A 12,558-nucleotide genomic window follows, 5' to 3' on the forward strand; every position below is an offset into this window, starting at 1 on the left:
CGTACCGAGGGCCTCGCCGGTCCGCGCCGCACGCGCCGCACGGGCGCGGACCGCCGCCACGTCGGCGGGTGGTGGCGCCGTACCCGCGGGGTCGTCGGCCGGCCCGGGTGCCCGGGCGCCGGTGCGCGCGGCGGCGGGTGCCCTCGCCGCGACCAGGCCCGCCAGGCCCACGGCGGCGCCGACGAGCAGCAGGGGCTGCCGCAGCGCGACGGCGAGCGCGACGCCCGCGCCGGCGGAGGCGAGCGCCGACCACACCCACGGCGACGGCGCCGGGAGCGGCGTGCGCGCGGCCGGCGCGTCCGTGCGCAGGCGCAGGACCGTCCCGCCCACGTGCAGCGCGTCGGCGGGACGCCACCGACGGGGGAGGCGGCCGACGCGCCGACGGCGCACCGCCGGACCGGCAGCGGGGACCACGCGCGCGCGGCCTGCCGGGAGCCACGGACGCGGACCGCCGTCGGGCCCCCACCGCGACGTGCCCCGGCGGGGCCGCAGCAGCACGCCCGCGCCACCGCGCACGCGCACGCGCACGCCGCGCCGCGAGCGCCGCACCTCGACGCGGACGCCGACGAGCGCGGCGTCCCGCACGAGGGCGGCGGGCCCGACGGGCGTGGCGGCGTCGCCGCGGACGGCGTCCTCGCCGCGCACGGCCTCGTCCCCGCGCACGGCGTCCTTCCGGCGCACGGTGTCCCTCACGAGCACGGCGGCCCGCACGCCGGTCACCACGCCGGTCACGACGAGGCGGCCGCCGACCGGCAGGCCGTGCACGTGCCCGGCGTCCGGGCCGGCGACCACCGCCACGTGGCCCCCGGCGAGCTCGGCGCCGGCCACGGGGTCGTCGGGCAGCGCGCGCAGCCCGGCGCGCGCCCCCGGCACGAGCGGCGGGACGCCGGCGGGGTGGGTGTCGTCGAGCAGGGTCGGACCGACGTGGAGACGGGTGGCGCCGGCCGCCCAGCGCGCGTCCCCGGTGAGCAGCGCGAGGTGCCGGCGCAGGTCGCCGGCCGGCAGCCCGGGGTCGACCAGGGCGTCGGGGCCGTCGTCGGCAGCGGTGCGCGGCCACCCTGCCGTGCCCCCGCGCAGCGGGGTGGCGGAGGTCTCGGTGCCGTCGGGGGAGGTGCCGCCGGGGGAGGTGCTGCCGGGAGAGGTGCCGTGGAGGGAGATGCGCACCCCGGCACGGTGCCGCGGGCGCGGCCGGGGCGGGTACGGACGTCGCACAGCGGGGGACGACGACGGCCGTGATCGGGGCTGTGGTCGGGCCGGGACGACGCGGGGACCAGGTCGCGGCGCCCGGAGGCCCGTGCCCGTGGGCAGCACGCCGCGCACCGCCGGCACGCCGACCGGGACCTCGCCCCGGACCCCGCCCGAGACGCCACCGGCACACCGCGGGGCGCCCACGTCGTCGACGTGAGCGCCCCGCGGTGCACCCCCCACCCGCGGCGGGCGGGGCCGGCCTCAGTCCACCGCGAGCGCCGCCACCGGGGGCGTGCGCGCCGCCGACCGCCCGGGCAGCACCGACGCGGCGAGCCCGGCGAGCAGCGCCACCGCCAGCACGATCGCGAGGTCCGACCACGGCACCGCGAGCTGCAGGTCGCCGGTCGTGCCGAACACCGTGGCGGCGCCGGCCCAGCCGTAGAGCATCCCGAGGCCGACGCCGAGGGCGGCGCCCACGCCGGAGATGAGCATCCCCTCGACCGCGAGCATGAACCGCAGGCCGCGCCGCGACAGACCGATCGCCCGCAGCGTGGCCGACTCGCGGCGCCGCTCGATGACCGAGAGCGACAGCGTGTTCGCCACGCCGACGAGGGCGATGACGACCGCGACGCCGAGCAGGCCGACGACGACGGCGAGCAGCGTGTCGATGACGCGTTCGTCGGCCTCGCGCGACGCCGCCTCGCTGATGACGTCCATCTCGGAGTCGACGAGGCCGTCCCGGACCGCGGTCAGGACGGCGCCGGCGGACGCGCCGTCGGCGATCCGGGCGAAGAGCACCGTCTCCGACGCGTCGATCCCCAGCGCCTCGCCGGCTCCCACCGGCAGGTACGCCTCGTCCGACGCACCCGCTCGGGTGCGAACGTCGACGCCGGGTGCGACCGGGCTCCCGTCCTCGTCGGTGAGCTCGAGGGTCACGGTGCCGTCGACGCCGGTCCACTCGGGGAGCACCCCGACGCCGTCGGCCAGCGCCGCGACGACCCGCTCGTCCTCGAGGACCGCGGCCGCGTCGTCCGCGTCGAGGACGTTCGCCGTCAGGTAGTGGTCCCCGACGAGGACCTGGTGCCGGCGGACCTCGACGGTCCGCTCGATCCCGGGCGTCCCGGCGACGAGCTCTCGCACGTCGTCCGGCACCCGCTCCCCGCTGAGGCTGTGGACGACGAGGTCCACCGGGTAGCGCTCGTCCATCGACTGCGCCAGCGAGCTCCGGGCGGAGGCGGCGCCCGTGCTCATCATCGCGACGAGCGTGACGCCGATGATCAGCGCCGTGCTCGTCGCGGCGGTGCGGCGCGGGTTGCGGACGGTGTTCGCGGCCGCGAGCCGGGCGCTCGGGCTGATGCGACGCAGGAGCGCGCCGACGGCCGCGACGACCTTCGGCAGCCAGAACACCGCGCCGAGCAGGATGCCGACGAACGACGCGGCGCCGCCGAGCACGCCGACCAGCAGCGGCAGCATCGCGCCGACCCCGATGCCGGCCACGGCGAGCGCGACGGCGCCCAGCAGGGCGGCGATCCCGCCCACCGTGAGGAGCAGGGAGAAGGCGAGGCGGACGCGGCCGGCGCCGGCGGCCAGCGTCGGGGCGTCCACGGGGCGCAGCGCGGCGACCGGCGGGACGCGGGTGGCGACGCGGGCGGGCACGAGCGCGGCGAGGACGGTCACGGCCGTGCCGACGAGCAGCGGGAGCAGCACGACCGCGAGGGTCGGCGTCACGGTGGACGGCAGCGGCACGCCCACGTCCACGCGGCTGAGCACGGTGAGGGCGAGCTGCGCGAGGCCGACCCCGACCAGCAGCCCGGCGGCCGACGCGGCGACCCCCAGGATCGCCGCCTCGGTGAGCACCGACGCCCGCAGCTGGCCGCGCCGCGCGCCGACGCACCGCAGCAGCGCGAGCGTGCGGGCGCGCTGCGCGACGAGCACCTGGAACGTGTTGGCGATGACGAGCGCGGCGACGAGCAGGGCGACCGCCGCGAAGCCGAGGGCGACCATGACGAGGACGTTGCCGCCGTTCCCGAGCTGCTCCACGGTCTCGGCCGCGGCCTCGTCGCGCGTGCGCACCGTGGCGTCGGCCGGCAGCGCCGCCGTGAGCGCGGCGCTGACCTCGTCGACGCGACCGGGTGCCGCGACGACGAGCGCGCGCTCCGGCGCGGCCTGCTCGACGGTCGTGACGCCGCTCCAGCGCAGGGCCGAGGTGGGGGTGGCGAGTCCGGCGCCGCCGTACTGGCTCCAGGCCCCCGCCGGGTCGTCGACGATCCCGACGAGGCGGACCTCGGCGGTCTCCTGCTCCGGCTCCGCCGTCGCCTCGGGCGAGTCCACGTCCTCCGGCACGGGGTACCAGGAGACCTGGAGGACCTCGCCGACCGCGGTGCCGAGGCGCTCGACCGTGGTGGCGGGCAGCGCGATCTCGTCGTCGGCGGCCGGGATGGTGCCCTCGACCACCTCGAGGGTCGCGAGGCGCGGGTCCGACGGCGTGGCGACGAGCCGCTCGGACGTCTCGCGCGCCCCGACGCGGAGCTGGGTCCAGCCGAGGAGCACGGGGTCGGCGCCGTCGACGCCGGGCGTGGCGCGCAGCTCGGCGAGCGTCTCGTCCGTGAAGCCGTCCCGGAGGCCCACGACGAGGTCGGCCTTGCCGTAGGACGCGGTGACGGCGTCGTAGCCGGTGCGCGTGATGACGTCGCCCGCGACGAGCGTGGCGGCGACGAACGCGGCGCCGAGCGCGATGGCGACGCCGGCGGCGACGAGGCGGCCGAGGCTGCGCCGCATCTGGGAGAGGGTGAGGCGCAGCATCAGAGGTGCCCGTCCGTCCCGACGGGCGCCTCGAGCGTGCGCAGGCCGTCGAGCGCGGCCAGCACGGACTCGGGCGACGGGTCGGCGACGTCGCCGGCGATGCGGCCGTCGGCGAGCAGCACGACGCGGTCGGCGTACGCCGCGGCGGTCGGGTCGTGCGTCACCATCACGACGGTGCGGCCGAGCTCGCGCACGGAGCGCCGCAGGAAGCTGAGCACCTCGGCGCCCGCCCGGGAGTCGAGGTTGCCCGTGGGCTCGTCCGCGAAGACGACCTCGGGCTGTGCGATGAGCGCCCGGGCGATGGCCACGCGCTGCTGCTGGCCGCCCGACAGCTCGCTCGGGCGGTGGCCCAGGCGCGCGCCGAGGCCGAGCGTGCCCACGAGCGTGTCGAACCACGCGCGGTCCACGGTCGCGCCCGCGAGGTCCAGCGGGAGCAGCACGTTCTGCTCCGCGGTCAGCATGGGGAGCAGGTTGAACGACTGGAACACGAACCCGACACGGTCGCGGCGCAGCCGCGTGAGGTCGTCGTCGCCGAGCCGCGTGATGTCCGTCGTGCCCAGGTGCACGGTGCCGGACGACGCCTGGTCGAGACCCGCGAGCAGGTGCATCAGCGTCGACTTGCCCGACCCGGACGGGCCCATGATCGCGGTGAACGCGCCGCCGGCGAAGTCGACGTCGACGCCGTCGAGCGCGCGGACGGCGGACGGGCCGGACCCGTAGACCTTGGTCAGGCCGCGCGCGCACGACGCCGCGGGGCGGTGCGGTGGTGCGTCGGCGGGCTCGGCGGGGCGCTGCACGGTGGTGTCCACGGGGAGGTGCTCCTTGCTCGGGTGACGATGGCCCCAGCCTCGCCCGCGGTCGCCCCCGCCGCGTCCGGCCGCCGGTGGGTCGTGGTGCCGCCCGTGTCATACCAGGGCCGCACGCGGCGGCCGCCGGTGGGCGGACGCGCCCGGTGACGTGCCGGCCGGGACGTCAGGCGCCCGGGCGGACCAGGCCCGTCTCGTACGCGACGACGACCGCCTGCACGCGGTCGCGCGCGCCCAGCTTGGCGAGGATGCGTCCCACGTGCGTCTTGACCGTCGCCTCGGCGACGAACAGGTCCTGCCCGATCTCCGTGTTCGAGCGTCCCCGCGCCATGAGCACGAGCACCTCGCGCTCGCGGTCCGTGAGCTGCGCGACCGCCTGGTGCGCCGGGTCGTCGGCCGCCGCCGGCTCGTCGGACGGCAGCGCCGTGACGAGGTGCTCGAGGAGGCGGCGCGTGCTCGACGGCGCGATCACCGCGTCCCCGCGGTGCACCGTGCGGATCGCGGCGAGCATCTCCTCGGGCGGGGCGTCCTTGAGCAGGAACCCGCTCGCGCCCGCGCGGATCGCGCTGAGCACGTACTCGTCGAGGTCGAACGTGGTGAGGACGATGACGCGCGGCGCCGGGTGCTCCGCGGTGCCGCGCGCGACGATCTGCTCGGTCGCCTCGAGCCCGTCCATCGTGGGCATGCGGACGTCCATGAGCACGACGTCGACGGGGCCGGTCGCCGTGCGCGCGGCCGGGTCGAGCGCGCGCACCGCCTGCGCGCCGTCGCCGGCCTCGAGCACCACCTCGAGGTCGGGCTGCGAGTCGATCACCATGCGGAACCCGGCCCGGACGAGCTGCTGGTCGTCGACGAGGGCGACGCGCACGCGGTCGGCGAGGTCGGGGCGGCCGGGGTCCGAGGTCGTCACGCGGGGTGTCCTTCCGTGGGGGTGGGGGCGGTCGCCCCGGTGCGTGCAGCGGGTGACGGCTGCGGTGCAGGCGGCCGCGGGCCGGCGGCCGCGGCGTCGTCCGTGGGCGTGGGCGAGATCGCAGGCGTGGTCGTGGTCGCGGGCGGCGCCGGCGCCGGGGTCCGGGCCGGGGGCGCCGCCGTCGCGGCCGTCGTCGCGCCGGTGCTCCCGGACGACGGCGTCGGCAGCTGCACGCGCACCCGGTAGCCGCCGCCCGGCCGGGGGCCCGCCGTGACGGTGCCGCCGAACATCGCGGCCCGCTCCCGCATGCCGACGAGCCCCTGGCCGAGCCCGTCGCTGTCCGCCGCCGCGCCCCGCCCGTCGTCGCTGACCTCGAGGGTCACGGCGCGGGGGAGCCACTGCAGCATGACGGTCACGGACGGGTCCGGCCCCGCGTGCTTGAGGACGTTCGTCAGCGACTCCTGCGCGATGCGGTACACGGTGAGCCCGGCGCCGGGCGGCAGGTGGCGCGGCGGCCCGAGGCGCACGAGCGAGGCACGCATGCCGCTGGCCCGCATCTGCGCCACGAGCGTCTCGAGGTCGTCCACGGCCGGCTGCGGCGTCGTCACGAGCGCCGCGGCGCCCGCCGGGTCCGGTCCGGCCGCGCCCGCGGGCGACGGTCCGTCCGCGGCCGTCCCGCCGGGACGCGACGGGCCCGCGTCGGCGCGCAGGACCCCGAGCAGGCGGCGCATGTCGGTGAGCGCGGCGCGCCCGGTCTCCGCGATCGTGCCGAGCGCGCGGGTCGCGGCGGCGGGGTCGGCGGCGGCGGCGTACCGGCCGCCGTCGGCCTGCGCGATCATCACGGACAGGCTGTGCGCGACGATGTCGTGCATCTCGCGCGCGATGCGGGCGCGCTCGGTCGCGGCGCCGATCACGGCCTGCTGGTCGCGCTCGACCTCGAGCCGCTCGGCGCGGTCGACGAGCGCCTCCAGGTGCTCGCGACGGCTGCGGCGCACGAGCCCGAACGCGAAGACCGCCAGGAACATCGAGCCGACGACGACCGACATGATGACGGCGGCCGGCCAGTAGAAGGCGCCGTGCACGCCGAGCAGCACGGTCATGAGCAGCGTGCCGACGACGGCGCCGCCGAAGCCCACCCGGTAGGCCCAGCGCGGGCCGTGCACCGTCAGGGAGTACAGGGCGACCAGCACGACGAGGTCCGCCGGGAAGATGAGGGGGAGACCGGCGAGCATGTGGACGAGCGCGGCCGCGTACACGGCCACGGCGCTCACGACGGGACGGGTGCGGCGCCACGCCAGCGGGGCGATCATGGCGGCCGCCGCCAGCCGGGTGCCGTTGTGGGCCTGTGCGGGCGCCGACGAGAGGTCGACGGCCAGCGTGCCCATGACCAGCCAGAGCACCGCCGCACCCCAGGCGTCGACGGCGAAGCGGTGGGACTCCTCCCACCGCAGCAGGCGGTCCCACCACGTCACGCCCCGAGCGTAGGCCGACCCCGGCGCGCGGGCGTGCGCCCCGGGGCGGACGACGGGCCGGCCACCGTCCCCCTGCGGGCGCACGCCCCGGGCCGCGACATGACCGCGACGTGACCTGCGGCACGCCGTCCCGTGGGACGAGGGGGTGGCGGACCTGGGGAGTCCGTGACCTAGCATGGCCCGATGACCCAGGTGCTGCTGGCGGAGGACGACCCCGCGATTGCCGAGCCTTTGGCGCGCGCGCTGGGTCGTGAAGGGTACGACGTGCGCGTGCAAGGCACGGGTCAAGGCGCGATCGACGGCGCCGCGACCGCGGACCTCGTCGTGCTCGACCTCGGGCTGCCGGACATGGACGGGCTCGACGTCGCCCGCGCGATCCGCAGCCAGGGGCTGACGACGCCCGTCCTCGTGCTCACGGCCCGCGCCGACGAGGTCGACCTCGTCGTCGGCCTGGACGCCGGCGCCGACGACTACGTCACCAAGCCCTTCCGCCTGGCCGAGCTGCTCGCGCGGGTGCGGGCGCTGCTGCGCCGCACGGTCGGTGACCCGCAGGACGAGGACGAGCTGCACGCGCAGGACGTCCGCGTCGACGTCGCCGCGCACCGCGCCTTCCAGGGCGAGCGCGAGCTGCACCTGACCGCCAAGGAGTTCGACCTGCTGCGCGTCCTCGTCGGCGCGTCCGGCACGGTCGTCTCCCGCGACGCGCTCATGCGCGAGGTCTGGGGCTCCGACCCGACGGGCTCGACCAAGACGCTCGACATGCACGTGTCGTGGCTGCGGCGCAAGCTCGGCGACGACGCGAACGCGCCGCGCTACGTGACGACGGTGCGCGGCATGGGCTTCCGGTTCGAGGCGGGCGGCGCGTCCGTCACCGCCGGCGCGCCGGACGCGGAGCGGCTCGACCGGGCCTGACCCGTGCGCCGTCGCGTCCTGCAGGCGACGATCGCCGCCGTCACGGCGGCCGTCGTCCTCCTGGGGTTCCCCCTCGCGTTCCTCGGCGCGCAGCTCGTGCGCGAGAACGAGGTGCGCGAGCTCGAGGTCCGCGCCGAGTCCGTCGCGCGCACCGTCGACTTCCGCGTCGACCAGGACATCGCGCTCAGCGACCGCATGCTCGAGCCCTACACCGGCGTCGAGGGGGGCACCGTCGCGTCCGTGACGGTGCGGACCGCCGACGGCGAGACGTACCGGGCGGGCCCGGAGGTGCAGGGCCGCGCCGTGCAGGTCGAGGCGACGTCGGACACCGTCGCGACGGTCGTGCTGGAGGCGTCCTGGTGGGACGTGTTCTGGCTGTCGGCGCGCGTCATCGCCCTCGTCGTCGTGGCCGCCGTCGTGGCGTTCGGCGCCGGCATCGCGATGGCGATCTGGCAGGCGAACCGGCTCGCCGCCCCACTCGTCTACCTGGCGGCGTCGGCCGAGCAGCTGGGGTCCGGGCAGGTGCGCCCGCAGCTCGAGCCGTCGGGCGTCGAGGAGATCGACCTGGTCGCGGCCGAGCTCGCGCGCAGCGCCGACCGCATGGCGGGGCGGCTGGCGGCCGAGCGGCAGTTCGCGTCCGACGCCTCGCACCAGCTCCGCACGCCGCTGACGGCGCTGTCCATGCGGCTCGAGGAGATCATGCTCGCCGCGGGCGAGCCGGAGGTGCGCGAGGAGGCCCGCATCTCGCTCGAGCAGGTCGAGCGGCTGGTGCGCGTCGTGGACGACCTGCTCACCCGCTCGCGGCGCGCCCAGGGCGGCACGACGGAGGCGATCCACCTGCGCGAGGTCGTGCACCAGCAGGAGGAGGAGTGGGCGCCGACGTTCGCCGCCGCGGGCCGCCGCCTGGTCGTCGACGTCGACACCGCCACGCAGGTGCTCGCGACGCCCGGCGCCCTCGCGCAGGTGCTCGCCACGCTCATCGAGAACTCCCTCAAGCACGGCGCCGGGACCACGACGGTCCGCTCGCGCGCGGGCGGGCCGGCGCGCACGGTCGTGGTCGAGGTGGGCGACGAGGGCGCGGGCGTCCCGGACGAGCTGGCGCCGCGGATCTTCGAGCGCGAGGTGACGTCGGGCGCCGGCACGGGGCTCGGGCTGGCGCTCGCGCGCGACCTGGCGAACGCCGACGGCGGCCGCCTCGAGCTGGCGCAGCGCCGCCCTGCGGTCTTCGCCCTGTTCCTGTCGGGCGTGCCGGCGTCGCTGCGGCCGGACGTCGTGCTGCCGCGCGGCGCCATGGTGTCCGTGCGGCGCGACCGCCGCAGGGAGTCCCGTGGGGCCGGTCCCGCCACCTAGGGTGGGGCCTCACGACGGAGCAGGGGAGGGTGGCGTGCGGGTGATCGACCCGGTGCTGCAGCACTACGCGTGGGGGTCCACGACGGCGATCCCGGAGGCGCTCGGGGCGGTGCCCGACGGCACGCCGGTGGCCGAGGCGTGGTACGGCGCGCACCCGTCGGCGCCGTCGGTCGTCGGCGCGGACGGCACGGTGACGACGCTCGACCGGCTCGTCGCCGAGGACCCGCAGGGCGTCCTGGGCGACGACGTCGTGGCGCGCTTCGGCGCCCGGCTGCCCTACCTGCTCAAGCTCGTCGCGGCCGCCGCGCCGCTGTCGCTGCAGGTGCACCCGACGGTCGAGCAGGCCGTCGCGGGCTACGCGGCCGAGGACGAGCGCGGCGTGCCGCGCGACGACCCCCGGCGCAGCTACAAGGACCGCAACCACAAGCCCGAGCTCGTGTACGCGCTCAGCCACTTCGAGGCGCTCGTCGGCTTCCGCGCCGCGCGGCGCACCGCGGAGATCCTCGCCGGCGTCGAGCACCCGGTGGCGCAGCGGCTGCGCGACGTCGTGGCGGCCGACCCGTCGGCGGACGGCGTGCGCGCGGCGTTCACGGAGCTCGTCGCCCCGGAGACGCGGCCGTCGCCCGACGAGGTCGACGAGCTCGCGCGGATCTTCGCGGACCGGCTGCGCGACGGCTCGCCCTCGCCCCGCACCGACCGCGCGGTGGCGACGCTCGCGCAGGCGTACCCCGGCGACCCCGGGGCGGTCACGGCCGTCCTGCTCAACCCCGTCACGCTGCGCCCCGGGGAGGCGTGCTTCGTGCCCGCCGGTGCCGTGCACGCGTACCTCAGCGGGTCCGCCGTCGAGGTGATGGCGAACTCCGACAACGTGCTGCGGGCCGGCCTGACGCCCAAGCACGTCGACATCCCCGAGCTGCTGCGGACCGTCGACTGCGTGGCGGCACCGCCCATCCGCATCGCCGCCGAGCGGTCCTTCGACGCGACCGAGGTGTTCTACGCACCGGTCGACGACTTCGAGCTCTCGGTCACCCGGCTCACGGACGGGCGCCCCGCGCGGCTGCCCGGCGTCGGGCCGCGCATCGTGCTGTGCCTCGAGGGCTCGTGCCGGCTGACCGGGGCGGACGGGCACGTCGAGCTCGCGTCCGGCCGGGCGGTGTTCGTGCGCGCCGACGACGGCCCGCTCGTCGTGCAGGGCTTCGGCCGGCTGGTGCAGGCCTCGGTGCCCTGACGGCTAGGCTCGTCGCCCGTGACACCACCGACCGTGGCCGTCGTGGGCGGCGGACAGCTCGCCCGCATGATGGCCGGACCCGCCACCGCGCTCGGGCTGCACCTGCGCGTGCTCGTCGAGGCCCCCGGCTCGTCGGCCGCGCAGGCCGTCGCGGACGCGCCCGTGGGCGCCGCCTCCGACGTGGCCGCCGTGACGGCGCTCGTCGCCGGCGCCGACGTCCTCACCTTCGAGCACGAGCACGTGCCCGCCGAGGTGCTCGCCGCCGTCGCCGCCGCGGGCGTGCCCGTGCAGCCCGGCCCCGACGCGCTGCTGCACGCGCAGGACAAGGTCGTGATGCGCGAGCGGCTGACCGCGCTCGGCGTGCCCTGCCCGCGCTGGGCGCCGGTCGCGTCGGCCGCGGACCTGACCGCGTTCCTCGCCGCGTCGGGCGGGCGCGCCGTCGTCAAGACCGCCCGCGGCGGGTACGACGGCAAGGGTGTGCGGGTCGTGCGCGACGCCGCCGACGTGGCGGACTGGCTCGCCGCCGCGGCCGACGGCACCGGTCCGCGCCTGCTCGTCGAGGAGCTCGTGCCGTTCCGCCGCGAGCTCGCCGCCCTGGTCGCGCGCACGCCGTCCGGCGCGTCCGTCACGTGGCCCGTCGTCGAGTCGGTGCAGCGCGACGGGGTGTGCGCCGAGGTCGTCGCGCCGGCGCCCGACCTGGACCCCGCGACGGCCGCCGCGGCCGAGGACGTCGCGCGCCGCGTCGCCGAGGGGCTCGGCGTCACGGGCGTCCTCGCCGTCGAGATGTTCGAGGTGGCCGACCCGGACGGCGGCGTGCCGCGCGTGCTCGTCAACGAGCTCGCCATGCGCCCCCACAACTCGGGCCACTGGACGATCGACGGCGCCGTCACCAGCCAGTTCGAGCAGCACCTGCGCGCCGTGCTGGATCTGCCGCTCGGCGGCACCGCGTCGCGGGCGCCGTGGACCGTGATGGTCAACCTGCTCGGCAGCGACCTCGACGACCCCACCGACGCGCTGCCCGCCGTGCTCGCGGCGGACCCGGGCGCCAAGGTGCACCTGTACGGCAAGGCGGTGCGTCCCGGGCGCAAGCTCGGGCACGTCAACGTCAGCGGCCCCGACCTCGAGGACGTCCGCGCGCGTGCGCGGGCCGCCGTCGCGCTTCTGCGCGGCGAGGCGTCCGCACCGCGCGACGGAGGAACGGCATGAGCGGCACGCCCCTGGTCGGCATCGTCATGGGGTCCGACTCGGACTGGCCCGTCATGCAGGCGGCAGCCGAGGCGCTCGGGGAGTTCGGCGTCCCCGTCGAGGTGGACGTCGTCTCGGCGCACCGCCAGCCCGACAAGATGGTCGCGTACGGCCGGTCCGCCGCCGGGCGCGGCCTGCGCGCGGTCGTCGCCGGCGCCGGCGGGGCGGCCCACCTCCCGGGCATGCTCGCGGCCCTGACGCCGCTGCCCGTCATCGGCGTCCCCGTGCCGCTCGCGCACCTCGACGGCATGGACTCGCTGCTGTCCATCGTGCAGATGCCCGCCGGCGTGCCCGTGGCGACCGTCTCGGTCGGCGGCGCACGCAACGCCGGCCTGCTGGCGGTGCGGGTCCTGGCGGCCGGCACGGACGCGGAGGCGCTGCGCCTGCGCGAGGCGATGACGACGTTCCAGGACGGGCTGCGTGCCCAGGCCGACGCCAAGGGGGAGCGCCTGCGCGGGTTCGCGCAGCGACCGCCGACGGGCTTCACGGCCTGACGTCACCCGGTCGCGGGACGGTGCGGATCCGGCCGCGCCGGGCGCGGGCTCTCGCGGTGCGGGGGCGTGCGCGCGTGCCTACCGTCGTGGGGTGACGTCGGCCCCGCCCCGCCCCGCCGCGCCGGCCGCCGGCCCCGGCGCGCCCCCCGAG

9 protein-coding genes and 1 pseudogene are annotated in these 12,558 nt (G+C 77.8%); 5 read left to right on the top strand and 5 right to left on the bottom strand.

Annotated features, from left to right (window positions below; translation table 11 throughout):
• From AB6N23_RS13935 to AB6N23_RS13955, 5 genes and pseudogenes are all read right to left on the bottom strand, one after another.
• Nucleotides 1-1,164: pseudogene (locus AB6N23_RS13935) on the bottom strand (hypothetical protein); the annotation flags it as partial.
• Nucleotides 1,165-1,449: 285 nt separating this feature from the next.
• The gene (locus AB6N23_RS13940) at nucleotides 1,450-3,990 is read right to left on the bottom strand and encodes an ABC transporter permease (protein ID WP_412866624.1); all 2,541 of its coding nucleotides are present in this window, start codon (nucleotides 3,988-3,990) and stop codon (nucleotides 1,450-1,452) included.
• Nucleotides 3,990-4,799, bottom strand: coding sequence for an ABC transporter ATP-binding protein (locus AB6N23_RS13945; RefSeq protein WP_412866625.1), 810 nt, complete (start codon nucleotides 4,797-4,799; stop codon nucleotides 3,990-3,992). The genes AB6N23_RS13940 and AB6N23_RS13945 overlap by 1 nt, the downstream gene beginning before the upstream one ends.
• Nucleotides 4,800-4,962: 163 nt before the next feature.
• Nucleotides 4,963-5,706: a response regulator gene (locus tag AB6N23_RS13950; protein WP_412866626.1), complete on the bottom strand. Its 744-nt coding sequence runs from the start codon at nucleotides 5,704-5,706 to the stop codon at nucleotides 4,963-4,965.
• On the bottom strand, nucleotides 5,703-7,178 hold the full coding sequence (locus AB6N23_RS13955) for a sensor histidine kinase (RefSeq protein ID WP_412866627.1): 1,476 nt from the start codon (nucleotides 7,176-7,178) through the stop codon (nucleotides 5,703-5,705). Before AB6N23_RS13955 ends, AB6N23_RS13950 begins: the two co-directional genes overlap by 4 nt.
• A gap of 183 nt (nucleotides 7,179-7,361) precedes the next feature.
• On the opposite strand from AB6N23_RS13955, the gene AB6N23_RS13960 reads away from it, so the two are divergent.
• Genes AB6N23_RS13960 through purE form a run of 5 tightly spaced genes read left to right on the top strand, consistent with a single transcriptional unit; the run spans nucleotide 7,362 to nucleotide 12,407 of the window.
• On the top strand, nucleotides 7,362-8,090 hold the full coding sequence (locus AB6N23_RS13960) for a response regulator transcription factor (RefSeq protein WP_412866628.1): 729 nt from the start codon (nucleotides 7,362-7,364) through the stop codon (nucleotides 8,088-8,090).
• Between the two features lie 3 nt (nucleotides 8,091-8,093).
• Nucleotides 8,094-9,440 carry an ATP-binding protein gene (locus AB6N23_RS13965; protein WP_412866629.1) on the top strand — a complete coding sequence of 449 codons (1,347 nt, stop codon included), beginning with the start codon at nucleotides 8,094-8,096 and terminating at the stop codon, nucleotides 9,438-9,440.
• Between the two features lie 34 nt (nucleotides 9,441-9,474).
• Nucleotides 9,475-10,668 (top strand): mannose-6-phosphate isomerase, class I, encoded by a 1,194-nt coding sequence (gene manA / locus AB6N23_RS13970; RefSeq protein ID WP_412866630.1) that lies wholly within the window; start codon nucleotides 9,475-9,477, stop codon nucleotides 10,666-10,668.
• Nucleotides 10,669-10,686: 18 nt separating this feature from the next.
• Nucleotides 10,687-11,874, top strand: coding sequence for a 5-(carboxyamino)imidazole ribonucleotide synthase (locus AB6N23_RS13975; protein ID WP_412866631.1), 1,188 nt, complete (start codon nucleotides 10,687-10,689; stop codon nucleotides 11,872-11,874).
• Nucleotides 11,871-12,407, top strand: a complete 537-nt coding sequence (gene purE, locus AB6N23_RS13980) for a 5-(carboxyamino)imidazole ribonucleotide mutase (protein ID WP_412866632.1) — start codon at nucleotides 11,871-11,873, stop codon at nucleotides 12,405-12,407. The genes AB6N23_RS13975 and purE overlap by 4 nt, the downstream gene beginning before the upstream one ends.
• The last annotated feature ends 151 nt before the right edge of the window (nucleotides 12,408-12,558 follow it).

Origin of the sequence: Cellulomonas pasadenensis (genome assembly GCF_047229365.1) — a bacterium.
Classification (GTDB): Bacteria; Actinomycetota; Actinomycetes; order Actinomycetales; family Cellulomonadaceae; genus Cellulomonas.

Bases quoted from the DNA above. Each gene is read 5' to 3' on its own strand.
- AB6N23_RS13940 (WP_412866624.1), bottom strand. From the start codon at position 3,990: ATGCTGCGCCTCACCCTCTCCCAGATGCGGCGCAGCCTCGGCCGCCTC.
- AB6N23_RS13960 (WP_412866628.1), top strand. From the start codon at position 7,362: ATGACCCAGGTGCTGCTGGCGGAGGACGACCCCGCGATTGCCGAGCCT.
- purE (WP_412866632.1), top strand. From the start codon at position 11,871: ATGAGCGGCACGCCCCTGGTCGGCATCGTCATGGGGTCCGACTCGGAC.